Origin of the sequence: Saccharopolyspora galaxeae (assembly GCF_016526145.1) — a bacterium.
In the GTDB taxonomy this organism is placed as follows: domain Bacteria; phylum Actinomycetota; class Actinomycetes; order Mycobacteriales; family Pseudonocardiaceae; genus Saccharopolyspora_C; species Saccharopolyspora_C galaxeae.
The window spans coordinates 950,423-972,794 of the sequence record NZ_JADDUE010000001.1 but is presented as its reverse complement, the minus strand read 5'-3'; the positions used below and the strand labels follow the sequence as shown (position 1 = coordinate 972,794).

23 protein-coding genes are annotated in these 22,372 nt (G+C 70.6%); 8 read left to right on the top strand and 15 right to left on the bottom strand.

The annotated features are described in order from the left end of the window. Positions 1-29: 29 nt before the first annotated feature. The 10 genes from INP57_RS04155 to mbhE all read right to left on the bottom strand — a co-directional run bounded on the left by INP57_RS04155 (position 30) and on the right by mbhE (position 8,853). Positions 30-1,313 (bottom strand): amidohydrolase, encoded by a 1,284-nt coding sequence (locus tag INP57_RS04155; protein ID WP_200068617.1) that lies wholly within the window; start codon positions 1,311-1,313, stop codon positions 30-32. 413 nt (positions 1,314-1,726) lie between these two features. Further along, positions 1,727-2,041, bottom strand: coding sequence for a hypothetical protein (locus INP57_RS04150; protein WP_200068616.1), 315 nt, complete (start codon positions 2,039-2,041; stop codon positions 1,727-1,729). Between the two features lie 133 nt (positions 2,042-2,174). Then, positions 2,175-2,726 (bottom strand): hypothetical protein, encoded by a 552-nt coding sequence (locus INP57_RS04145; RefSeq protein ID WP_200068615.1) that lies wholly within the window; start codon positions 2,724-2,726, stop codon positions 2,175-2,177. A gap of 83 nt (positions 2,727-2,809) precedes the next feature. Further along, positions 2,810-3,157, bottom strand: a complete 348-nt coding sequence (mnhG, locus tag INP57_RS04140; protein WP_200068614.1) for a monovalent cation/H(+) antiporter subunit G — start codon at positions 3,155-3,157, stop codon at positions 2,810-2,812. Beyond that, positions 3,154-3,420 (bottom strand): MrpF/PhaF family protein, encoded by a 267-nt coding sequence (locus tag INP57_RS04135; protein ID WP_200068613.1) that lies wholly within the window; start codon positions 3,418-3,420, stop codon positions 3,154-3,156. The genes mnhG and INP57_RS04135 overlap by 4 nt, the downstream gene beginning before the upstream one ends. Next, on the bottom strand, positions 3,420-3,974 hold the full coding sequence (locus tag INP57_RS04130) for a Na+/H+ antiporter subunit E (RefSeq protein WP_200068612.1): 555 nt from the start codon (positions 3,972-3,974) through the stop codon (positions 3,420-3,422). Before INP57_RS04130 ends, INP57_RS04135 begins: the two co-directional genes overlap by 1 nt. Next, positions 3,967-5,499 (bottom strand): Na+/H+ antiporter subunit D, encoded by a 1,533-nt coding sequence (locus tag INP57_RS04125; RefSeq protein WP_200068611.1) that lies wholly within the window; start codon positions 5,497-5,499, stop codon positions 3,967-3,969. Before INP57_RS04125 ends, INP57_RS04130 begins: the two co-directional genes overlap by 8 nt. Continuing rightward, positions 5,496-5,924 (bottom strand): Na(+)/H(+) antiporter subunit C, encoded by a 429-nt coding sequence (locus INP57_RS04120; protein ID WP_200068610.1) that lies wholly within the window; start codon positions 5,922-5,924, stop codon positions 5,496-5,498. The genes INP57_RS04125 and INP57_RS04120 overlap by 4 nt, the downstream gene beginning before the upstream one ends. Then, entirely contained in the window at positions 5,921-6,478 is a 558-nt protein-coding gene (locus INP57_RS04115; RefSeq protein ID WP_200068609.1) for an MnhB domain-containing protein, read from the bottom strand. The genes INP57_RS04120 and INP57_RS04115 overlap by 4 nt, the downstream gene beginning before the upstream one ends. Beyond that, positions 6,475-8,853, bottom strand: coding sequence for a hydrogen gas-evolving membrane-bound hydrogenase subunit E (gene mbhE, locus INP57_RS04110; RefSeq protein WP_445326509.1), 2,379 nt, complete (start codon positions 8,851-8,853; stop codon positions 6,475-6,477). The genes INP57_RS04115 and mbhE overlap by 4 nt, the downstream gene beginning before the upstream one ends. Before the next feature lie 387 nt (positions 8,854-9,240). On the opposite strand from mbhE, the gene INP57_RS04105 reads away from it, so the two are divergent. From INP57_RS04105 to INP57_RS04085, 5 genes are all read left to right on the top strand, one after another. Further along, positions 9,241-10,914 carry a serine/threonine-protein kinase gene (locus tag INP57_RS04105; RefSeq protein WP_307849898.1) on the top strand — a complete coding sequence of 558 codons (1,674 nt, stop codon included), beginning with the start codon at positions 9,241-9,243 and terminating at the stop codon, positions 10,912-10,914. A gap of 61 nt (positions 10,915-10,975) precedes the next feature. Next, complete coding sequence (locus INP57_RS04100) at positions 10,976-11,785, top strand: purine-nucleoside phosphorylase (RefSeq protein WP_200068607.1); 810 nt, start codon at positions 10,976-10,978, stop codon at positions 11,783-11,785. A gap of 233 nt (positions 11,786-12,018) precedes the next feature. Further along, positions 12,019-13,701, top strand: a complete 1,683-nt coding sequence (locus INP57_RS04095; protein ID WP_307849897.1) for a phospho-sugar mutase — start codon at positions 12,019-12,021, stop codon at positions 13,699-13,701. A 129-nt stretch (positions 13,702-13,830) separates the two neighbouring features. After that, a complete protein-coding gene (locus INP57_RS04090; protein ID WP_200068606.1) occupies positions 13,831-14,283 on the top strand; it encodes a flavodoxin family protein in 453 nt (150 codons plus the stop codon). Positions 14,284-14,737: 454 nt separating this feature from the next. After that, complete coding sequence (locus tag INP57_RS04085) at positions 14,738-15,076, top strand: hypothetical protein (RefSeq protein WP_200068605.1); 339 nt, start codon at positions 14,738-14,740, stop codon at positions 15,074-15,076. A 66-nt stretch (positions 15,077-15,142) separates the two neighbouring features. Here INP57_RS04085 and INP57_RS04080 read toward each other — a convergent pair whose 3' ends face one another. The 5 genes from INP57_RS04080 to INP57_RS04060 form a co-directional block, all read right to left on the bottom strand. Beyond that, on the bottom strand, positions 15,143-16,303 hold the full coding sequence (locus tag INP57_RS04080; protein WP_307849896.1) for a glycosyltransferase family 2 protein: 1,161 nt from the start codon (positions 16,301-16,303) through the stop codon (positions 15,143-15,145). 136 nt (positions 16,304-16,439) lie between these two features. Next, on the bottom strand, positions 16,440-16,820 hold the full coding sequence (locus tag INP57_RS04075) for a type II toxin-antitoxin system death-on-curing family toxin (RefSeq protein WP_200068603.1): 381 nt from the start codon (positions 16,818-16,820) through the stop codon (positions 16,440-16,442). Positions 16,821-16,834: 14 nt separating this feature from the next. Further along, entirely contained in the window at positions 16,835-17,044 is a 210-nt protein-coding gene (locus INP57_RS04070; protein WP_200068602.1) for a ribbon-helix-helix protein, CopG family, read from the bottom strand. A gap of 77 nt (positions 17,045-17,121) precedes the next feature. Next, positions 17,122-17,745 carry a uracil phosphoribosyltransferase gene (gene upp, locus INP57_RS04065; RefSeq protein ID WP_200068601.1) on the bottom strand — a complete coding sequence of 208 codons (624 nt, stop codon included), beginning with the start codon at positions 17,743-17,745 and terminating at the stop codon, positions 17,122-17,124. Between the two features lie 283 nt (positions 17,746-18,028). Further along, positions 18,029-19,162: a glutathione-independent formaldehyde dehydrogenase gene (locus tag INP57_RS04060; protein WP_200068600.1), complete on the bottom strand. Its 1,134-nt coding sequence runs from the start codon at positions 19,160-19,162 to the stop codon at positions 18,029-18,031. Positions 19,163-19,447: 285 nt separating this feature from the next. On the opposite strand from INP57_RS04060, the gene INP57_RS30470 reads away from it, so the two are divergent. The 3 genes from INP57_RS30470 to INP57_RS04050 all read left to right on the top strand — a co-directional run bounded on the left by INP57_RS30470 (position 19,448) and on the right by INP57_RS04050 (position 22,225). Beyond that, positions 19,448-19,744, top strand: coding sequence for an nSTAND1 domain-containing NTPase (locus tag INP57_RS30470; protein WP_374220910.1), 297 nt, complete (start codon positions 19,448-19,450; stop codon positions 19,742-19,744). A gap of 106 nt (positions 19,745-19,850) precedes the next feature. Further along, positions 19,851-20,795: a deoxyribose-phosphate aldolase gene (gene deoC / locus INP57_RS04055; RefSeq protein ID WP_200068599.1), complete on the top strand. Its 945-nt coding sequence runs from the start codon at positions 19,851-19,853 to the stop codon at positions 20,793-20,795. After that, a complete protein-coding gene (locus INP57_RS04050) occupies positions 20,792-22,225 on the top strand; it encodes an aldehyde dehydrogenase family protein (protein WP_200068598.1) in 1,434 nt (477 codons plus the stop codon). The genes deoC and INP57_RS04050 overlap by 4 nt, the downstream gene beginning before the upstream one ends. The last annotated feature ends 147 nt before the right edge of the window (positions 22,226-22,372 follow it).

Sequence of the window (22,372 nt, the reverse complement as noted above, 5' to 3'; positions counted from 1 at the left end):
GCGCGGGTCCGGCCCCGTATCCACTACCGTCACGGCACGCCTCCCGACGTGTTTCGCTCCGCGGCCGCGCGGAGACCGTGCTCCGCGCCTGCCTCGCTGTGCTTCCCGGCTGGGCGATTCCGGGCCGCCGCCAGCGCCGACCGGTGATCCGGCTCGGTCGCCGCGGTGATCGCCGTCCAGGCCATCGCGATCGCGCCGTCGAGCACCGCCCGGTCGCCCGATGCCGAGGCGCACGCTGCGGCGAACTCGGCCTGGTGATTCACCGCGTCGCCGCAATCCACCGCGATCATCGGATGGATCGCGGGCAGCCGCCGGGTCACGTTGCCCATGTCGGTGCTGCCGATGATCCGGCGCTGCGCCTCGGCGCGTCCGATGGGACGACGGCCGAGTTCGGTGACGGCCGCGCGGTAGGTCTCCGACAGCCGTTCGTCGGTGGCCAGTTCGGCGTACACCGGAGAGACCTGCGTGACCTCGTGGGTGCAGCCGGTCGCCGTGGCGCCCGCCTCGAAACACGCCCGGATGCGGTTCTCCAAGCGCTCCAAGGAGGCGGAACCGGCGGCACGCAGGTTGTACGTCGCCGCGGTGTGCGCGGGAACGATGTTCGGCGCGGCGCCGCCCGCGGTAACGATACCGTGCACCTGCTGCGCGGGTTCGAGGTGTTGCCGCAGCAGTCCGATGGCCACCTGCGCGACGGTCAGCGCGTCGCCCGCGTTGACGCCGAGTTCCGGCGCGGCGGCGGCGTGCGCTTCCCGGCCGGTGTAGCGCACTTCGAGGTCGTTGATGGCCAGCGAACGCGGTGCGCAGATGTCGTCAGGGCCCGGGTGCACCATCATCGCCATCCACAGGCCGTCGAATTCACCGCGCTCGAGCATCAGGACCTTGCCGCCGCCGGTCTCTTCGGCGGGAGTGCCGATGACGCGCACGGTGATCCCGAGTTCGTCGGCGACCTCGGCCAACGCGAGTGCCGCGCCGACGGCCGCTGCGGCGATCAGGTTGTGGCCGCAGGCATGGCCGATCTCGGGAAGCGCGTCGTACTCGGCGCAGATCCCGACGACGAACTCGCCGCTTCCGCGTTCGGCGGTGAACGCGGTGTCCAGCCCCGCGACCGGCGCCCGCACGGTGAAGTCGTGTTCGCTGAGCAGCCGGGTGAGTTCGGCCGCGCTGCGGTGTTCGGCGAACGCCGGCTCCGGGTGCGCGTGCAGGTCGCGGGCCAGCTCGATCAACTCGGTGCGATGTCGCAGGACGGCTTCGCGGCAGCGGTCGCGCGGCCCCGTCGCGGGCTCCGTTCGGCTGGGAATGCGGGCGGTGCTCATTTGCGCCCATCCTGCACGAGCGGCGCATGCCGGCCGCTGCGCGGGAGCCCGGAAACGTCGGCCGGTCAGCGGATTGCGCCGGGCGGCAGCGGGTGTTCAGCCGCGGAGTAGAAGTTCAGCTTTCAACTTCCGCGAAAGATATCGGGCGCGGAGCGAACTCGCGGAAAAGGAGGGTGTGGGCCGGCACCGGTCGGGGGGCTTCCCGGTGCCGGCCCACGCAACGGAGGGACGTCGTCCCAGTTCGCGAACCGTCCCTGCCGGGAGCACGAGACGCATCGAGCACGCCGCGCACTACCCGCGCGGTTGTGAAAATCCCACAGGTTAGCCCGCCAGGTCTAGTCCATAGCGAGAAATCTTCGGAAAGAATGCCGAAAACCGACCACGCTGCCGTTTTCGGCGAACCGCCCGCGGCGCTAGCTTTTCCACTTGAAGCCGAACATCGGCTTCTTGCGCCACCTGCGCGAGAGCAGCACGAGCGCGATCAGCACGACACCGCCGATGCCGCTCAGCAGCTGCTGCTGGTCCATCGGCTGCGGGTTGTCCCCGGTGAGGTCCGGCCCGGGAGGGGCCTGCGCGGGCAGTGCCGCCACCGGTTGCGGTGCGGCAGCCGCGACCTCATGCGCGGGGACGAGCCCGGCGGCGTCGGCGGCGGGGCCGGTCGTGGCGGGGACGAGCAGCAGAAGCCCTCCGAGCGTCAGGACCGCCAGCAGTCGCCCGATGCGTCCCATGCGCACTCCACACCTTTCCACGCAAGATCCTTCGGCGGCCGAGGACCGCACCAGGCCATTTGATCACATCGGGCGTCGTCACCGCCGCCGTAAGAGCAAGGTCGCCCGAATCGGCGCAACGCCTTCGCCGCGCTCAGCCCGTGGTGTAGATCGACATGCCCTTCGACGGGTTGTCGCAGGCCGTCTTCATGCGTTCGCCGGAGGGCAGCACCTGGCACCGGTAGCCCTGCACGGTGGCGCTCCTGCTGGAGCCGTCGTACTCGTCGGCGGGCAGGTTCATGTACGCGGACATCACGTTGATCGCCTCGGTGCACCCGGCGTAGGAGCCGTCGGCTCCCCGGCGGGAGAACAACGAGTAGCTGGCACCGGCCTTGTTCGTGACATCGCCGCAGGCGAGGTCGCCGCCCGGGTCGTCTCCGCCCGGATCACCCGGCGTTTCGCTCGTCGTGCCCGGAACCGGCGTCGCGGTCGGCGCCGGACTCGACGCGGCGGACGACTCCGGGCTCTCCTGCTGCTCGGCAGTGCTCGGCGTGGGCTGCCCGGCGCTGGTCGCCGGGGTCGTCGCGACAGGGACGTGCGGTGGCACCGTCACCGAAGCCGGCTCACCCCCGCCGGGCGGGGGCTGCCCGCACCCGGCGACGGCCAGCACGCCGAGCAACGAGCCGATGATCAGCAGCGGGCGCATGGAGCCTCCGGGCGTTGAGCCAAGCTATCGACCAGAAGACGCGGACCGACCCCCGAGGTTCGGCGCTGGTGACCTAGAACACATCACTTGTGTTCGCGTTCCCGGTGGATCCGGTCGCCCAGCTCGTCCACCAGCAGCGTGTCCCGGCGGATGCTGTCCGCGCGATAGGCCGCCCGACCGACGAGCTGCGCGAGGACCGGCGAGGTCAGCATCTGGAACAAGCCCACCAGGATCAGACCGGTGGCGTAGCGGAATTCAAGCTGCACCGCGGTTCCGATGAGGATCAGGATCAGCCCCAGCGTCTGCGGCTTCGTCGCCGCCTGCAGGCGCGCGACCACATCCGGGAACGTCAGCAGCCCGATCGCACCGAGCAGGCAGGACAGCGCGCCTCCGATCAGGCACACCGCGGACAACACGTCGAGCCAGCTCACCGGTACGGCTCCTTCTTCTCGACCAACCGGGCAGCGCTCACCGAGCCGATGAACGCCAGCAGCGCGAACGCCGCCAGCAGCGCGATGTTCGACCCGTCCTGCTGCCTGCCCATCGCCACGCAGGTACCGGCCACGATCAGCGTGACCAGCACGTCCAGTGACACGATCCGGTCCAGAGTGGTCTTGCCGCGGATCATCCGCACCAGCACCAGCAGACCGGCCACGCACAGCAGCGCCAGGGTCACGGTGAACACCACGTGCATCAGGAACCCGCCTTCCGGAGCTTCTTGTGCCGGTCGACCAGCGCGACCTCCTGCGCAGATCCCACCGCGCGCACCACCCGAGCCTCGAGCGCGAGCACTTCGCGCCGCACCGAGGCGTCCTCACCGGGCCGCATCCCGAGCACGTAGACGTAGCAGATGGCGTGCTCGCGATCGACCTGCAGCACGAACTTGCCGGGTGCCAGCGAAATCCCGTTGGCGATCATCGCCGTGAGGTGGTCGGAGTCGGTCAGCAGCGTCACCGCGACGATGCCCGCTCTGGTGTCCCCGCGATGCCGCAACGCCTGCCACGACACCCGCAGCGTCGAGACCACCAGGTCCCACGCGAGGTAGCCGATCAGCTGCACCAGCGAGACCGGCCGGACCACGATGTTCGTGAACACCGGGGGCGGCGGGAACAACGCCGTGATCAGCACCGCGACCAGCACACCGAACACCAGCGTGCCCAGGTCGAGCGTGCCCCACAGCAGGATCCACACCACCGTCAGCCACAGCACCAGCGGCAACCTGCGCGCAAGACGGGACAGGTCAGTCATGAGCGTCTCCCAGCACCGCGCTGCGGTAGGTACTGCCGTCCATCAGGTCCTCGGCGGCGCGATTGCTGACCCCGGACAGCGGCCCCGCGACCATGGCGATGACCAGGCTCGCGGTGACCAGCACGCCGGTGGCCGCGATCATCGGACGGGTGGAGTTCCCGGTGCCGACGACGAGTTCGTCAGCCGGGTCCGGGTCGGCTTCCGGCGCGCGCACCTGGCCCCAGAACGCCCGGGTCCACACCCGCGCCACCGCGTAGAGCGTCAGCAGGCTGGTGAGCACCGCGCCGCCGGTGACCACGTAGGCGGCCCAGGTGCCCGCGCCGACGCCGGCTTGCAGCAGCGCCAGCTTCGCGACGAAACCGGAGAACGGCGGCACGCCAGCCAGGCTCAGCGCGGGCAGCGCGAACAGCACCGCGATCGGCGGGGCCGCTCTGGCCAGCCCGCCCATCCGGCTCAGCGCGACCGTGCCGGTGTGCCGCGTGATCAGACCGCTGACCAGGAACAACGTGGCCTGCACGGTGATGTGGTGCACGACGTAGAGGATCACGCCGGTCAACCCGACGATGTCGTAGACGCCGAGTCCGAACAGCATGTAACCGATGTGGCTGACCAGCAGGAACGACAACATCCGGTTCAGGTCGTTCTGCGCCAGCGCGCCGAGCGCGCCGACCAGCATGGTGATCAGCGCGATCGCCAGCATCAGCTCCCAACCGCGGTGGTGGTTGAACACCAGCGTCTGCGTGCGGATCAGCGCGTAGACACCGACCTTCGTGAGCAGTCCGGCGAAGACCGCGGTGACCGGAGCGGGCGCGGTCGGATAGCTGTCCGGCAACCAGAAGTGCAGCGGCACCATCGCCGCCTTCACCCCGAACACGATCACCATGAGCAGCCCGAGCGCGATCTGCAGGCCCTCCGGCAGCAGCACGACCTTGCCGCCGAGGTCGGCCATGTTCACCGTGCCGGTCGCCGCGTACACCAGCGCGATCATCGTGATGAACAGCAGCGACGAGGTGAGGCTGACGATCACGTAGGTCATGCCCGCGCGCACCCGGCTGGCCGTGGTGCGCCGCGTGATCAACACGTACGACGAGGACAGCATGATCTCGAAGGCGACGAACAGGTTGAACAGGTCCCCGGCGAGGTAGGCCAACGACACGCCGGCGCACAGCACCATGTACATCGGGTGGAACGTGGTGCTCGCCCGTTCGCGGCCGTAGTCGGTGAGCCGCTGGCCGATGGAGTAGATCAGCACGGCGAACGTCACCACCGCCGAGACCATCAGCAGCAGCGCGGAGAGCCGATCGGCTACCAGCGTGATCCCCGCGGGCGCCGGCCAGGAACCCATCTGCAGCACCAGCGGGCCGTAGGTATCGGTGACGTAGAGCAGGAACGCCCCGTCGACGATGATTGCGGCCAGCACGACCAGGCCGATGATGCGCTGGAAGTCGGCGAACCGGCCCAACGCCAGGGACAGGCCCGCAGCGGCCAGCGGCAGCAGTACGGGCAGCGCCACCAGGACGGTCACTGAGTGGCCTCCCGTTCGAGTTCCTCTTCCTGCACCTGGTCCTCTTCGGACTCGGCCAGCCTGCGTTCCAGCCGCCGGATCCGGCGGTCCTCCACGTCGTCGCGGACTTCGTCGTGGCCCAGCAAGGTCCACGAGCGGTAGGCCAGCGCCAGCAGGAACGTGGTCAGCGCGAACGTGATCACGATCGCGGTCAGCGCCATCGCCTGCGGCAACGGGTCGGTCATCTGCTCCGGTGGGGCGTCGCCGAGGATCGGGGCGCGCCCGGGCGGTCCGCCTGCCAGTTGCAGCAGCAGGTTGCCGCCGTGTCCGATGATCACGATGCCGATCAGGATGCGCATCAGCGAGCGCTGCATCAGCAGGTAGAAGCCCGCCGAGTAGAGCGCCGCGATGACCAGGGCCATCGTGATGTTGACGGAGCCGCTCATGACTGCCCCCTCGCGGCCGCGGCGGCGTCGGCCTCCACGCCGGACCCGAGGGTGCGCAGCAAGTCCAGCACCACGCCGATGATCAGCAGGAACACTCCGATGTCCAGCACCAGGCTGGTGACGAACTTGATCTCGCCCAGCAGCGGGACGACGGTTTTGAAGGTGGTGCTGGCCAGCAGCTGCCCGCCGAACAACGTGGGCAGGAAACCGGTGAGGGTGGCGATGGTCAGCCCGATGCCGATCAGCACCGGCGGGCGCAGCGAGATGATCGCGCTGTCGTCCATCCGGCCGCCCGCGAGATAGCGCAGCGCGAACGCCTGCCCGGCGACCAGGCCACCGCTGAACCCGCCGCCCGCCCGGTCGTGCCCGGCGAACAGCAGGTACACCGCCAGCACCAGCACCGTGGGGAACACGATGCGGGCGGTGAGCTCGAGCAGCATGGTGCGTTCCCGCCCGTCCCGCGGGAAGCCGGTCAGCAGCCAGCGTTCCCGCGGTGCGTCCCAGTTCGTCCACGGCCTGCCTGCTTGGACTGCGGTGATCCGGGGGTCGGTCATTCGCGCACCTCCTCCTGGCGGCTGCGGTCCCCGCCCGGCGCGGCCGGTTCGGCGACCTTGGTCGTGCGGCGCGTGCTGCGGCGCCTGCGCTCGTGCCGGGAGGCCAGCACGAGGCTGGCGACGCCGGTCGCGGCAACGGCCAGCACGGAGATCTCGCCGACCGTGTCGAACGCGCGGAAGTCGACGATGATCGCGTTCACCACGTTCGTGGCACCCGCGCCCTTCTCCGCGTTGTCCATGTAGAAGGCGCTGACTTCGGAGGGGTACTGGCGAGCGGCGCTGAACACGACCGCGGCCAGCGCGATGAACACCCCGCCCGCGACCGACAGCGCCAGCTTCGGCCAGCGCAGCAGCCGGGCTCTGTCGCCCTTGGTGAACCGCGCGGGCAACCGCCGCAGCACGAACACGAACGCGACCATCGTCAGCGTCTCGACGAGGAACTGGGCCAACGCCAGGTCAGGTCCACCGTCGATGATGAACAGCCCACCGATGCCGTAGCCGATCACGCCGACCAGCAGCACAGCGGTGAGCCGCCGCTTCGCACGCACCACCGCGACGGACGCGACGAGCAACAGCACCGCGAGCGGCACCTGCAGCAGGTTGTCGTAGAACCGGATGTCTTCGGTGAGGCGCAGCTGCGGCAGCAGCACCGAACCCGGCACGATCAGCACCGTGAGCAGGATGATCGCCAGGTAGGTCGGCAGCGAACCGACCTGCAGGCGACCGGTGACGCCGACCGCGATCCGCTCCAGCAGCGCCATGATCCGCTCGTATCCGCGCTGCGCGTCGAGGAGCCGCGGAAGCCTGCCGCGCACCGCGGTCAGCGGAACGCGCATCGCGTGCAGCCACAGCCCACCGGCGATCGCGACGATCGAGAACAGCAGCGGCAGTTCGAAGCCGTGCCACAGTTCCAGGTGCAGCGGATCCGGTCCCGGCCCGAAAACCGCGGCGTAAGAGGACGCGAGCTCGTCGGTGAGCGGGTAGCCGATCCCGAGCCCCACTCCCGCGATGGCAGGTATCGCCGCAGGAACCTGCAGCACCGCTGCGGGATGTTTCGCGCTCGTAGCGGCCACTCCGGGCTTGGTGGCGAACGCGCCCCACAGCACTCGCGCGCTGTAAGCCACCGTGAACACGGAGCCGAGCACAAGTACGAGGTCGACGATCAGACCCGCCCGGCCCCCCTCCAGGAACGCGCCGAACGCGGCCTCCTTGCCCAGGAAACCCAGCATCGGCGGCAACCCGGCCATCGAGGCTGCGGCCAGCACCGCGGTGGTCGCCAGTACCGGCATCCGCCTGCCCAGCCCGGACAGCTCGCGCACGTCCCGGGTGCCCGTCTCGTGATCCACGATGCCGACCACGAGGAACAACGTGGCCTTGAACATGCCGTGCGCGAGCAGCATCGCCGCCCCCGCCAGCGCGGCCGCGTACGTGCCCTGCCCCATCAGCACCATCAGGAAGCCGAGCTGGCTGACGGTCCCGTAGGCGAGCAGCCGCTTGAGATCCGTCTCGTGCAGCGCCCGCCAACCGCCGAGCACCATCGTGAACAGCCCGAGCACCGCGGTCGGCACCGTCCACCACGGCACGTCCGCGAACACCGGGCCGAGCCTGCCCACCAGGAACACCCCGGCTTTGACCATCGACGCCGCGTGCAGGTAGGCGCTGATCGGCGTGGGCGCGACCATCGCGGCGGGCAGCCAGTTGTGGAACGGCATCTGCGCGGACTTGGTGAACGCGCCCGCCAGGATCAGCACCGCGGCCACCACCAGCGGTGTCCCCTCCGGGGGCCGAGCGACGATCTCGGAGATCCGGTAGCTGCCCGCGGCCTCGCCGAGCACCACGAACCCGAGCAGCATCACCAGCCCGCCGAGCGTGGTGATCATCAGCGCCTGCAGCGCGGAACGCCGCGACTCCCGGCTGATGCCCGCCTGCCCGACCAGCAGGAACGAGCAGATCGTGGTCAGCTCCCAGAACACGTAAACGGTGAGCAGGTCGTCGGCCAGCACCAGCCCGAGCATCACCCCGGCGAAGGCCAGCAACAGCGGCGAAGATCGGCGCGCGTCGCCGCTGCCGGAGTGGAAGTAGCCGATCGAATACACCAGCACCAGCGCGCCGATGCCGGACACCAGCAGCGTGATCAGCAGCGCGAGCGGATCGAGCCGGAAGTTGAACTCCAGCCCGAGCAGCGGCGCCCAGGTCACCTGCTCGACGACGGCGCTGCCTGCGAGCACTTCCGGCGACCGCGCCAGAACCCAGATCAGCGCACCGGCGGGCGGCAGCGCCGCGATCACGAACGCCGCTCGCGTGCTGCGCCTGGCCACCATCGGCAGAGCCAGGGCCACCAGCAGATGCGCGAGGACGAACGCGAGCAAGGGCACCTCCCGGTAAGCCGGTGATCGTCGACCTCGGACCAGGCGACCCCACGGGATTGTTCTGCACCCCTGCTCGGCACACCACCGGGTGCGGCTGCCGTGCGGGACGGGGTCGCCGGACGGGTCGCGCCCGCCGACGGTGGTCCCGGTCGCGCCCAACTTATCCGAATCCGACCCCGTGGTCATAATTCGCGCTGATCAGCGTTCGCGCCGTTCGCGGCCGTTTTTCGTTGCGACGAAATGACCTTGGGCGAATTGCGGGGGCACGGACCGCGCGGCCCGCGTGGGGAAGTTCACTAGGTGTAACGCGCTCGCCGAGGGTGATCCCCACACTCGGCGCCGGACTTTTCCGGTCCGCCCGTGAACCGGGCCACGCGAATGGACAATGGGCGGGTGCCGAAGACAGCAGACACCGGCGGGAACCGCCTGATCGCCGAGCGCTACCGGCTGGAGCAACGGATCGGTGGCGGCGCCATGGGCATCGTCTGGGCGGGCACGGACGAACTCCTGCGCAGGCCGGTGGCGGTCAAGGAAGTGCTGCTGCCCGCGGGGATGCCCGAGACCGAGGCCGCCGAGCTGCGCGAGCGCGCGCTGCGGGAGGCTCGCGCGATCGCGCTGCTGACCCATCCCAACGTCGTGACGCTCTACGACGTGGCCCGCGAGGACGGCGAGCCGTTCGTCGTGATGGAACTGGTGCCCTCGCAGAGCCTGTCCGCGGTGCTGGCCGAGCACGGCCCGCTGTCCGACCAGCAGCTCGCCGTGATCGCCGACGGCGTGGCCGCCGCGCTGGAATCGGCGCACCGGTCGGGGATCGTGCACCGCGACGTGAAGCCGGGCAACGTGCTCATCGGCGACGACGGCCGGATCAAGCTCAGCGATTTCGGCATCTCCCGCAACGTCGCAGAGCACACCATCACCGCCACCGGGATCATGCTCGGCACCCCGGCGTTCATCGCCCCGGAGATCGCCACCGGCGATCCGGTGACCGCTGCCGCCGATCTGTGGGGACTCGGCGCCACCCTCTTCGCGGCGAGCACGGGCGAACCGCCCTACGACGCGGGCGACCATCCGGTGGCCACGATCAACGCGGTGGTCAGCGGCCCGGTCCCGGCACCACCGCGGCACGGCCCGCTCGCCGAGGTGATCAGCGGTCTGATGGTCAAGGACCCGGCAGCGCGGATGCCCCCGCACGAGGTGCGCAAGCGGGTGCAGCACCTGCTGCCGGTGGCCGGTTCCCTGCCGTTCGGCATGTTGATCGACCCGGAGGCCCCGACGGTGCGGGTCCCGGTGCAGCAGAAGCAGCGGCAGCCGACGCGGACCCCGCAGGAGCCGGAGCCCGCAGCGCTGGCGTCCGATCCGGGGCCGCTGCCGTTCATGCTCAGCGAGGACGCCCCGGCACCCGCACCAGCGCGGCGCCGGTTCCGCTGGGGCGTGCTGGTGCTGGTCTGCACGGCGCTGGTGGTTTTCCTGATCGCCACCGTTGCGGGGTTCGCGGGCGTGCGGATCTACGCGGGCGAGCCGCCGCTGCCCGGACTGCCAGGGGGCGCTTCGCCCGTTCAGCCTCCGCGCACCGTGCGCTACGTCGACGACGCGAACGGGGGCAACGGCGCGGACGGTGGCTCGTTCTCGGTGCTCGCTCCCGCGGGGTGGGACACGTTCCGGGACAGCCGGGAGCGGCCCGCCGAGAGCAGGGCCGTGCGCCTGGTGTCCCCGGACGGCACGAGCGAAGTCGCCGTGGAGCGCTTTCCCGGCTACTACCGCGAAGGCCACACCATGCAGGAATTCATCGACACGCTCCCGGAACGGACCGGGTCGCCGCCGCAGATCTCGCTGAACCAAGCCATGGGCGAGTCCGCGGGTGGCGGTGAGCCGGATCGGCGGTTGGTCTACGTCAGCAAGCAGACCAGCCTGCTCGGGGCAGCGGCTGCGCAGGCGCCGCGGACCACCTACGCCTACCTGACGGCCCGGGACGGAGACCTGTGGGTCGTGCGGGTCGACTCGAACCAGGCGCAGGCGGGTGATCAGCGGTTCAAGGAGGCTCTGGACAGCTTCCGCACACCCGCGTGAGGCGGTCCGCTTCGCGAGAGCGGTCCGACCGCGCGGGCGCGGGTGGCTAGGCTGGTCGACCGTGACCTCTACTGCGACCTCCGACCCGTTCGCCACCGCAAGCGCAGCCGCGGCCGCCCTCGCCGAGAGCACCGGAGCCGCCCACCACGACCTGGCCGTCGTGCTGGGGTCCGGGTGGCGCCCGGCCGCCGACGAGATCGGCAGCCCTGCCGCCGAGGTGCTCATGTCCGACCTGCCGGGTTTCGCGCCGCCGAGCGCGACCGGGCACAGCGGCCGGATCAGGTCCGTGCCGATCGCGGGCAAGCAGGTGCTGGTGCTGCTGGGCCGCACGCATCTGTACGAAGGCAAGGGCATGGATCCCGTGGTGCACGGGGTTCGCACGGCGGTGGCCGCGGGCTGCCGGACCGTGGTGCTCACCAACGCCGCGGGCGGGTTGCGCGAGGGCATGGTGGTCGGGCAGCCGGTGCTGGTCAGCGACCACGTCAACCTCACGGCGCGGTCGCCGCTGGTCGGGCCGCACTTCGTGGACCTCACCGAGCTGTACTCGCCGCGGTTGCGCGGGCTGGCCAGGGAGATCGACGGTTCGCTGGAGGAAGGCGTGTACGCCGGGCTGCCCGGGCCGCACTTCGAGACACCGGCCGAGATCCGGATGCTGCGCGGGCTCGGGGTCGACCTGGTCGGGATGTCCACCGTGATGGAGGCGATCGCCGCCCGCGCGGCCGGTGCGGAAGTCTTCGGGTTGTCGCTGGTGACGAACCTTGCGGCGGGGCTGTCCGGGCAGCCGCTGAACCATCAGGAGGTCTTGGACGCGGGCAATGCCTCGGCAGGCCGGATGGGCAAGCTGCTGCACTCGCTGGTCGAGCGAATCTGATCAGTCTTCGAGCTCTGCGTCGGGTGATCGCTATGCGCCCGGCAATGGCACCTCAGGCGCCGTCTCGCTGCGGGATCTCATCGGAGAAGTAGCCCCGGTCGGGCCTGGTGCCTGCCTCGGCGGCGCTGGTGATGGGGCCGGCCGACACGCCGGGGAATGTCGGCTGTTCGTTCGAACTGGCGGTCGGGCATTCTTTGTCCGTCGCTACGGCCGCTACCGAAGGAAGTGACGACGTGGTCACCGCAAACCTCGATTCCCGGCTCACCGCAGCCGCGCAGGAGTGGATCGACGGGGACGTCGATCCGGTGTCGCAGTCCGAGCTGGCCGAGCTGCTGGAGTCGGCGGCGGCCGACCCGGACCGCGCGGCGGAACTGGCCGAGCGCATGTCCGGGATGCCCGCCTTCGGCACCGCCGGGCTGCGCGCCGAGGTCCGCGCGGGCCCGAACGGGATGAACCGCGCGGTCGTGCTGCGCACCACGGCCGGAGTCGCCGATTGGCTGCGCGAACGCGGGCAAGGCGGCGGGATCGTCGTGGTCGGCCGCGACGCGCGGCACGGCTCGCGGAAGTTCGCCGAGGACACCGCGGCGGCGTTCGCCGCGGCCGGGTTCGACGTGCGGGTGCTGCCGGAACCGCTGCCGACACCGGTGCTGGCGCACGCGAGCCGCGCGCTCGACGCGGTGGCAGGAGTGCAGATCACCGCTTCGCACAACCCGCCGCAGGACAACGGGTACAAGCTGTACCTGCGCGGCGGCACGCAACTCATCGGCCCTGCCGACACCGAGATCGAGCAGCGCATCCAGCGTTCCCCGGCGGCGAATTCGGTGCCACGGCGCCGGAATTGGTCGGTGCACGAGCGCGCGTCGGAGGAATACCTGGCAACGCTGGCTTCGCTGCCGCGCGGGGGCGCGCGTGACCTGCGGATCGTCGCGACAGCGTTGCACGGCGTCGGTGCCCGGCCGCTGCACCGTGCTTTGACCGCTGCCGGGTTCACCGATGTGCAGTGGGTCGGTTCGCAGGCGGAACCGGACCCGGATTTCCGCACGGTCGGTTTTCCCAATCCGGAGGAACCCGGGGCGACGGACGCGTTGCTGGAGCTGGCCGAACGGCGCGGCGCGGACTTGGCCGTAGCGCTCGATCCGGACGCGGACCGCTGCGCGCTCGGCGTGCGCGATCCCGACGGCTCGTGGCGGATGCTGCGCGGCGACGAGACGGGAGTGCTGCTCGGCGAGCACGTGCTTTCCTCGCTCGACCGCGCCGAGCACCCGGATCCGCTGGTGGCGACCACGATCGTTTCGGCGACCATGCTGCGCTCGATCGCCGCCCGGCACGGCGTGCGCTTCGACGAGACGCTGACCGGTTTCAAGTGGCTCGTGCGCGCCGGCGACGGATCCGGCACCGGCCTGGTCTACGCCTACGAGGAAGCGCTCGGGCACTGCGTCGACCCGGATCGGGTGCGGGACAAGGACGGCATCTCGGCGGCGGTCCTGGGCTGCGACCTGGCTGCGACCTTGCAGGCGGCGGGCCGGGACTTGCCCGCGCTGCTCGACGAGCTCTCCACCGAGCACGGCGTGCACCGCACCGGCCAGGTATCGGTCCGGGTCACCGATCTGGACGTGATTTCGCAGCTCATGCGGCGGTTGCGGGAACACCCGCCCACGACCTTGCTGGGCGCGGAAGTCACCACCCGCGATCTGCTGCCGGACACCGATGCGTTGCTGATCACGGGATCCGGCGGGCTGCGGCTGGTGATCCGGCCGTCCGGGACGGAGCCGAAGCTGAAGTGCTATTTCCAGGCGGTCGAGCAGGTGGCCGCGACCGGAACCGAACTCGTGGCGGCGAAGCGCCGCGCCGACGAGCGCCTCGCCGAACTTCAGCAGGCGGTGACCGACCTGGTCCGACCACCCGAGCCGAGCTGAGCCCGGCGCGCAGCACCGCGCTTGCGGACGCATCCGGACCCGGCTGCCGCCGGCTTGCAGGGCGGCGGAAGTCCCGGTGCTCAGCACGTTGTGCACACCGACCTTGAACGACTACCTAGACTCCGGGCCATGGCAAGACTGCTGATCGTGCACCACACGCCCTCGCCCGGGATGCAGGCGATGTTCGAGCAGGCCGTCGCCGGTGCGACGACCGACGAGATCGAAGGTGTGGAGGTGATCCGCAAGGCTGCACTGGCGGCCACCGCCGCGGACGTGCTCGAGGCGGACGGCTACCTGCTGGGCACTCCGGCGAACCTGGGCTACATGAGCGGCGCATTGAAGCACTTCTTCGACGCCGTTTACTACCCCTGCCTCGATTCCACGACGGGCCGGCCGTTCAGCTGCTACGTGCACGGCAACGAGGGCACCGAGGGAGCGCTGCGCGCGATCGGTTCGATCACCACGGGGCTGTCGTGGAAACAGGTCGCCGAGCCGGTCACCGTCTCCGGTCAACCCGACTCGGACTCGTTGTCGGCGTGCTGGGAGCTTGGTGCCACGGTCGCCGCGAACCTGATGGGATGACGCGCCGCCGGTGGCTGCCCGGACGGGGCACACTCGCCTTCGGCCCGCGGCGGTGCGAGCCCGGTAGCGGCCGGAGTTCGCGCCTTGGAACGTCCGTCGAGGGGCGGCGAAGTCGATCTTGCGACCGCCCTGTCGCCCGGCTGTCGATCTTGCTGCGGCAACCGTCCCGCGGACGAGTTTTTCCCGCGATTCTCCGGAAACAGCCCCTGTTGATCTTGGTCCGAGATCACCCGGTAAGGTGATCATCGCCGCCGGGGCGCGCACCCGGACGGTGACCGGGGCGCCCTGGGCGCAGGCCCGCCTTCCCTCAACTGTCGTGCCGAGTTCGGGGCGCCCCTCTCCACCGCACCGCGGTTTCGATCCGGCGTGTGACCGGCCGCGGTGCGCACTGCCCGCACGCACTCGTCAAAAAGGGCATTAGGCCAGGTCACCGCACAAGCGTTACGCTTTCACGGTGAGTGAGGAAACGATCGAACTCGAACTCGACGACTCCGGTGTCTCCGTGGACCTCCCACAGCCCGCGAATCCGCGGGACGAGGTGCACGCCGTGCCCTACCGGCCGGTCGAGTTCCGCGACGACGATCTGCCGACCGCGCTGGAACGGTCCGCCAATTGGCTGCGCGAAACGCAAGCGTGGCTGGGTGAACCGGTGGACGTCATCGCCGTCCACCTGGACTACGACGAACGCCAAGGTGCGCCGTATTACGACCTCAAGTTGCTGTGCAACGAAGAGGACCTGGCAGGCGCACCGATCGCCATGCGAAAGCACGAAACCCGGCTCGCCGAGAGCTGACCTACGCACTGCCCGCCGGGTGGCCCGTTCCGCCGCGAACGGGCCACACCCGCGAAACACCGCGCCTTACTGAGTGCGCCTGCCCTTCCAGGCCGTCGTTCCGCGCAGCACCCGCACCGCACCATCGATCAGCACGCCGCCGAACAGCGCTCCGGTGAACGGCGCCAGCGGCGCCAGCTCCGGGTTCGCCCGCATGTACCGCGCGGTGTGCGCGTGCGCGATGCTCTGCGCCGCCCAGCCGGCCGCACCGACCGCGAGCAGCACCGGTCGCCCGCGCGATCCCCACGCCACCGCCGCGGGTGCGGCCAGCGACAGCGCGATCTGCCCGACTCCGCCGCCGAGCAGCACCGGCACCGACTCCTTGGTCCCGGCCACGAAGCTCTTCCGGAACGAGCTCCAGCCCTGCGCGAACGGGTCCATCCCGGAGGTCGTGAGGTGATCCAGGCCGTCCACGGTGGCGGTGCTGCCGCCGTGATCGCGCACCGACGTGGCGATCGCGACGTCCTCGTTGCGCATCGAGGCCAGCGAAGCCCAGCCGCCGATCTTCTCGTAGTGCGAACGCCGCAGCAGGATGCAGTGCCCGATCGCGAACGCCTTGCGCCCCCGGCCGTCCGGCGCGGCGTTCTCCCCGATCATCTGCAGCCCCGGCGGCATCAGCAGCGGCCAAGTGGCCGAGTGGCCTGCCGGCGGTCCGCCGGGTGTGGAAACGAGATCGGAATCGCCCGCTTCGGCCGTCGCCAGCAGCCGTGCCAGCAGTTCCGGCCCGAGCACCGTGTCCGCGTCCACGAAAAGCAGCCACTCCCCCGCGCCCGGCGGTTCAGCGGATTCGACGCCGACGTGCATCGCGTGCACCTTGCCGCTCCAGCCCTCTGGCGGGCCGTCGACGTGCACCACGCGCACGCGCGGATCGGCTTCGGCGTGCCCGCGGGCGATGTCGCCGGTGCCGTCCGTGGAACCGTCGTCGACGACCACGATGCGCAGCGTGTTCGCGTCCGCGGCGCCGTAGGTCTGGGTCCGGATGCCGCGCAGGCAGTCGTCGAGCACCGCGGCTTCGTTGCGGGCGGGGACGACCACGGTGACGGTGGCCGGGATGACCGAGCTGGACGGGGCTTCGCGCAGCGGCACGACCGAACGCGCCTGGCGCACCGTGCGGATGCTGCGCCAACAGGCCCCGGCGACCGCGGCGCCGAGCAGCGCCGTCCCGATCGCGGATCTTGGTAGAGCCACGTTCCCAGCCTGCCACGAATCGGACGAAGCAGCCGAGATCGCCCGTGCGAACACCGCGCGAACATCATCGGTCCGGCCCGTTCCATCGCAGGGGGCGTCGGCGTCGCTGCAGTTCGCAGCGGCTGCAGCCATCCGCTCAGCCCTTGGGTTTCGCCCAACGCTCCAGGAAATCCGCGATGTCGGCGATGGCCCGCTGGTCCCGCCCGACCTCCCGGACCAGCTCCAGCGCCGCGTCTTCGTCGGCTTCGATCCACCAGCCGTTGACGTCGCACATGGCGACCGCCGCGACCCAGCCGAGCCGCCAGTTCCCGGCGTGCAACGGCCGGGTGCGCACCAGCGAATCCAGCAGCGCGGCCGATTTCAGCCACAACGTCTCGTAGGCGGGCACACCGAGGACCTCGGCCCGCGGCCGGTACGCGGCCGAATCCAGCAGGCCGCTGTCGCGCACCAGCATGTCGCCATCGGTGACCGCGGTGGCCAGCAGCAGCAGATCGGAGACGTCGAGGTAAACGAGCACCGATCAATGATCGATCATGCGGGGCCGAGCTTGTCCAGCAAACCCCGGTAGCGGGGCAGCACCCGCGCCACGACCTCGCCGAGCTGTTGTTCCTTGCGAGTCCGCTGGGCCCAGCGCTCGGCGAGCGCCGAGCGAACGACCTCCTGCTGGGAGCACCCCTCGGCGGCGGCCAACTCCGCCAGCCGGTCGCTCTCCTCGTCGGTCAGCCGCACCGTCATGGCCATGCGCAGGATGGTAGCGCGGCACCAGCACCCCGCCCAAGCAAACTTCCAGGTGTTCGCGCTCCGGCAAGGCCCGCGGTTCACACCGCGCCGTACTCGCGGTCCCCCGCGTCCCCGAGCCCGGGAACGATGTAGCCGGACTCGTTGAGCCGCTCATCGACGCTGGCGGTCACCACCCGAACCGGCAGCCCGGATTCCTCCAGCCGCCGCAGTCCTTCCGGAGCCGCGAGCGTGCAGATCGCGGTGACGTCGGTGGCGCCGCGCCCGGTCAGCAGGTTGATGGTGTGCAGCATCGACCCGCCGGTGGCGAGCATCGGGTCCAGCACCAGCACCGGGTGCTGCGCGAGGTCGGCCGGCAGCGACTCCAGGTACGGCGTCGGCAGCAGCGTCTCCTCGTCGCGGGCGAGCCCGACGAAACCCATCTGCGCTTCCGGGATGAGCCGGTGCGCCTGGTCGGCCATGCCCAGCCCGGCCCGCAGCACCGGCACCAGCAGCGGCGGGTCCGCCAGCCGGTACGCGGTGGTGCGGGCGACCGGGGTGTGGATGGTCCCTTCGGCGACTTCGGCGTCGCGGGTGGCCTCGTAGATCAACATGAGGGTGAGTTCTTGCAGCGCGGCGCGGAAAGCGGCGTTCTCGGTGCGCGCATCGCGCATCGTCGAGAGCCTCGATTTCGCCAGTGGATGGTCCACGACCCGAACGTCCATGGCCGCCCACACTAATCACCCAGGTCAGCATCCCGGCCCACGGGACGGAGGCGTAGCGAACCGGGTGCAGCCGGCTCGCTCCCTCGCTTCGGCATCGGCTTGATCAAACCAGTCGGCAGGCTCCGGGTCACCGGTCGTCCGGCGCCGAGCACGGCGGGCAGAACCGTTCGACGCGGTCGTCGACGACAACGTCGGGGTCGCGGACTGCCGAGGGCGTGCTGTTCCAGGCCCGGGCACGCGCGGTGCACGGTCCGCGAGGTCGACGGACCGTGCACCGCCGCCGTCAGGGGTGCAGCACGACCTTGGTGTAGCCCTCCACGCGTTGGTCGAACTTCCGGTAGGCGTCGGGCGCGTCGGACAGCGAAAGCTCGTGCGAGACGACGAAGCTCGGTGCCGCGCGGCCGGCCGTGATCATGTCGCGCAACTGCCGGTTGTACCGCTTGACGTTGCACTGACCGGTGCCGATGACCTGGCCCTTCTCGAACAGCTTGCCGAAGGCGACCAGCAGCATGCCCTGCTTGGCCTGCTCGTCGGGCCCGCCCGGGTCGGCGGGCACGTACAGCCCTGGCACGCCGAGCCGCCCGGTCGGGCGCACGGTCTGGATCAGCGAGTTGAGCACGACGGCCGGTTCCTCCTTGGAGGCGTCCGCGACCTGCGCCTGGTAGCCGACGGCGTCGACGCCCTTGTCGGTGCCTTCGCCCTCGGTCTGGTCCTTGATCTGCTCGACCGGATCGCCCGCGCTGAAATCGATCGGGATGGCGCCGATCTCCTCGGCCTTGGCCAACCGTTCCGGCACCCGGTCGACGCAGAACACCCGCGAGGCCCCGCGCAGCAGCGCGGAGTACGCCGCCATCAGCCCGACCGGACCGGCGCCGTAGACCACGCACGACTCACCCGGGGAGACCTGGGCGAGTTCGCAGCCGTGGTAGCCGGTCGGGAAGATGTCGGCCAGCAGCACGTAGTCGGACTCCTTGCTGGAGTCCGGCGGCAGCTTCAGGCAGTTGAAGTCGGCGAACGGCACCCGCAGGAATTCGGCCTGCCCGCCGGTGTACGGCCCCATCGACACGTAGCCGTAGGCACCACCGGCGAACCCCGGGTTCACGTTGAGGCAGAACGCGGTGTCCCCGGCCATGCAGTTCTTGCAGAAGCCGCAGGCGACGTTGAACGGCATGACCACCCGGTCGCCGCGGTTGAGGCTCACCACGCCCGAACCGACCTCGTCGATGATGCCGAGGTTCTCGTGCCCGAACACGATCCCCGGCTCCGCCGCGGTACGTCCTTCGTACATGTGCAGGTCGGAACCGCAGATCGCGGTGGAGGTGACGCGGACGATCACGTCGTTGGGGTGGTGGATGGCGGGCCGGTCGACCTCGTCGACGGTGACCGCGAAGGGCTCTCGGTAGACCACTGCCTTCATGGGTTCTCACCTCCGTCAGTCGCGGCCCCGGACGCGCGGGAACCGCTGCGCGGATGCAGATGGGCGCACCTCTCCCGACTACCCGTGAAATTGCGGTCGCGCGTCCCCCGTTCGTGTAGCTCCGGTCGGCGGCCACCACGACGGATCACGCCGAACCGGCCCGCGTGCGCTGATCGTTTCGCTACCTTGCGTGTGCAGCGCGCGCCGAGCTGCCCGAACGGTCAGCGGCCCCGAACGGTCAGCGGCGGTTGTGCCGCGCGAGGGCTGGAGGCGAAATGGCGGACGATGCCGAGGAAGCGTTGGCCCCGGCAGCTGTGGCAGAACCGCTTCGGCGGGTTCCTGACCCACGACGCCTACCAGCGCATCGGTGGTGTGCAGGGCGCGTTGAGCCGCACCGCGGACGCCGTGCACCAAGGCCTCGCACCGCATCCCGCTCGACCCTTGGCGGGCCGCGGCCGACCTGTGCCGGCTCGAAGACCGCGAGTTCACCGCCGAGGAGCTCAAGTCCCTGCCGCCCGGCGCCCACCGGGACCGGTCCTGCTCGATCCTCGACGACCGCTGACCGGCTCCCCCGCACGCTAGAACGGGACGGGCAAGTCGCTGCCCGGCTCGTGATCGACGCACCGGTGCGGGAATTCGCCAGGTCCGGCGCATCGAGCGCGGCCGTTCGCTGACCTAGACTGCCCGCATGGTCGAACCGGAGCTCGCCGACGCCACCCGCGACGAAGCAGCGCTCCGCCGGTTCCTGCACGGCCTGCCCGGAGTCGACCAAGTGGGCTTGGAGCAGCGGGCCGCCGCGCTGGGCACCCGCAGCATCAAGACCGACGCCAAGCGCTGGGCCATCGACACCGCCATCGGCATGGTCGACCTGACGACCCTGGAAGGCGCCGACACCCCGGGCAAGGTCCGCGCGCTGGCGGCGAAGGCGCGCCGCCCGGATCCCGAGCACCCGGACACCCCGCCCGTCGCGGCCGTGTGCGTCTACCCCGACATGGCCGCCACGGCGGTCGAAGCGCTGGGCCGTTCCGGAGTGGGCGTGGCCTCGGTCGCCACCGCCTTCCCGTCCGGCCGCTCGTCGCGGCAGGTGAAGCTCGCCGAGGTCGAGCTGGCCGTGGCCGCCGGAGCGTCCGAAGTGGACATGGTGATCGACCGGGGCGCGTTCCTGTCCGGCCGCTACGGCGAGGTCTTCGACGAGATCCGCGCGGTGAAGGCGGTCTGCGGCGACGCGCACCTCAAGGTCATCCTGGAAACCGGGGAGCTCGCCACCTACGACAACGTGCGACGCGCGTCCTGGCTGGCGCTGCTGGCGGGCGGCGACTTCATCAAGACCTCCACCGGCAAGGTCTCTCCCGCCGCGACGCTGCCGGTGACCACGCTGATGCTGCGGACCGTGCGGGACTGGCTGGACCGCACCGGCGAGCTGCGCGGGGTGAAACCCGCAGGCGGCATCCGGAACACGAAGGACGCGATGAAGTACTTGGTGGCGGTGCACGAGGTGGCCGGGCCGGAGTGGCTGACTCCGCGGCTGTTCCGCTTCGGGGCATCGAGCCTGCTGGGAGATCTGCTGATGCAGCGGCGGACGCAACGCGACGGCCACTACTCGGCCGCCGGACACGTGGCGGTGGACGCATGACGTTCTGGGAGTACTCGCCCGCGCCGGAGTCGGCCGCGGTGGCGAATCTGCAGGCGCGGTACCGGATGTTCGTGGACGGGGAGTTCACCGACGGCCGCGGGGAGCCGCTCAAGACGCTCAACCCGGCCACCGGCGAACCGCTCGCCGAAGTCAGCACCGCCGCACCGTCCGATGTGGACGCCGCGGTGCGCGCTGCGCGGCGGGCGCACGAGGACGTGTGGGCTCCGATGCCCGGATCGGAACGGGCGAAGTACCTGTTCCGCATCGCCCGGCTGGTGCAGGAACGCGCCCGCGAACTGGCCGTGCTGGAAACGCTGGACAACGGCAAACCCATCAAGGAGTCGCGGGACTTCGACGTGCCCGCGGCCGCCGCGCACTTCTTCCACCACGCCGGCTGGGCGGACAAGCTCGGCTACGCCGGATTCGGCCCGGACCCGCGCCCGCTGGGCGTCGCGGCGGGGGTGATCCCGTGGAACTTCCCGCTGCTGATGCTGGCCTGGAAGGTCGCGCCCGCACTGGCCTGCGGCAACACCGTCGTGCTGAAACCGGCCGAGACGACGCCGCTGACCGCGCTGGTCTTCGCCGACATCTGCCTGCAGGCGGGCCTGCCCGCGGGCGTGGTCAACATCCTGCCCGGTGCCGGTGATGTCGGCGCCGGTCTGGTGGCGCACCCGGGCGTGGACAAGGTCGCGTTCACCGGATCCACCGCCGTGGGCAAGCAGATCCAGCGCGAGCTGGCCGGCAGCGGCAAACGGCTCACCTTGGAGCTCGGCGGCAAGGCCGCGAACGTCGTGTTCGACGACGCCCCGCTGGACGAGGCCGTCGAGGGCGTGGTCAACGGCGTGTTCTTCAACCAGGGCGAGGTCTGCTGCGCCGGTTCCCGGCTGCTGGTGCAGGAATCGGTCGCCGAGGCGTTGCTGGCGAAGCTGCGCGCGCGGATCGGCACGCTGCGGGTGGGCGACCCGATGGACAAGAACACCGACGTGGGCGCGATCAACTCCGCCGAGCAGCTCGACCGGATCACCGAGCTGGCCGCGGCCGGGGAAGCCGAGGGCGCGCAGCGCTGGTCCAGCCGGTGCCCGCTGCCGGAGAAGGGTTTCTTCTTCGCCCCCACGGTGTTCACCGACGTGCAGCAGTCGATGCGGATCGCGCGCGAGGAGGTGTTCGGGCCGGTGCTGTCGGTGCTGACCTTCCGCACGCCGGACGAAGCGATCAGCAAGGCGAACAACACCCCGTACGGCCTCTCGGCGGGGATCTGGACGGAGAAGGGTTCGCGCGCGCAGTGGGCGGCGCAGCGGATCCGGGCCGGGGTGGTGTGGGCGAACACGTTCAACCGCTTCGATCCGTCCGCGGCGTTCGGCGGTTACCAGGAGTCCGGTTTCGGCCGGGAAGGCGGGCGCGCGGGACTGGAGGCTTACCTTGACTTCTGACGCGGCGAGTTCGGACGCGGCGACTCCGGGCGCTGCGACTTCCGAGACGGCCACTCCCGAGACGGCGACTTCCGACGCCGGCGCGAACGCCGAAGCAGCGGCGGTTCCCGCGAGAACCCCCGAATCCGGCGCGGATCCCGACCTCAC

What these genes read in the sequence shown, in the direction of transcription:
- INP57_RS04155 (WP_200068617.1), bottom strand. Translation starts at nt 1,313, where the DNA reads ATGAGCACCGCCCGCATTCCCAGCCGAACGGAGCCCGCGACGGGGCCG.
- INP57_RS04150 (WP_200068616.1), bottom strand. Translation starts at nt 2,041, where the DNA reads ATGGGACGCATCGGGCGACTGCTGGCGGTCCTGACGCTCGGAGGGCTT.
- INP57_RS04145 (WP_200068615.1), bottom strand. Translation starts at nt 2,726, where the DNA reads ATGCGCCCGCTGCTGATCATCGGCTCGTTGCTCGGCGTGCTGGCCGTC.
- INP57_RS04135 (WP_200068613.1), bottom strand. Translation starts at nt 3,420, where the DNA reads ATGCACGTGGTGTTCACCGTGACCCTGGCGCTGCTGTGCGTGGCCGGT.
- INP57_RS04130 (WP_200068612.1), bottom strand. Translation starts at nt 3,974, where the DNA reads ATGACTGACCTGTCCCGTCTTGCGCGCAGGTTGCCGCTGGTGCTGTGG.
- INP57_RS04120 (WP_200068610.1), bottom strand. Translation starts at nt 5,924, where the DNA reads ATGAGCGGCTCCGTCAACATCACGATGGCCCTGGTCATCGCGGCGCTC.
- INP57_RS04115 (WP_200068609.1), bottom strand. Translation starts at nt 6,478, where the DNA reads ATGACCGACCCCCGGATCACCGCAGTCCAAGCAGGCAGGCCGTGGACG.
- INP57_RS04090 (WP_200068606.1), top strand. Translation starts at nt 13,831, where the DNA reads ATGGCAAGACTGCTGATCGTGCACCACACGCCCTCGCCCGGGATGCAG.
- INP57_RS04070 (WP_200068602.1), bottom strand. Translation starts at nt 17,044, where the DNA reads ATGGCCATGACGGTGCGGCTGACCGACGAGGAGAGCGACCGGCTGGCG.
- upp (WP_200068601.1), bottom strand. Translation starts at nt 17,745, where the DNA reads ATGGACGTTCGGGTCGTGGACCATCCACTGGCGAAATCGAGGCTCTCG.
- INP57_RS04060 (WP_200068600.1), bottom strand. Translation starts at nt 19,162, where the DNA reads ATGAAGGCAGTGGTCTACCGAGAGCCCTTCGCGGTCACCGTCGACGAG.
- INP57_RS30470 (WP_374220910.1), top strand. Translation starts at nt 19,448, where the DNA reads ATGCCGAGGAAGCGTTGGCCCCGGCAGCTGTGGCAGAACCGCTTCGGC.
- deoC (WP_200068599.1), top strand. Translation starts at nt 19,851, where the DNA reads ATGGTCGAACCGGAGCTCGCCGACGCCACCCGCGACGAAGCAGCGCTC.
- INP57_RS04050 (WP_200068598.1), top strand. Translation starts at nt 20,792, where the DNA reads ATGACGTTCTGGGAGTACTCGCCCGCGCCGGAGTCGGCCGCGGTGGCG.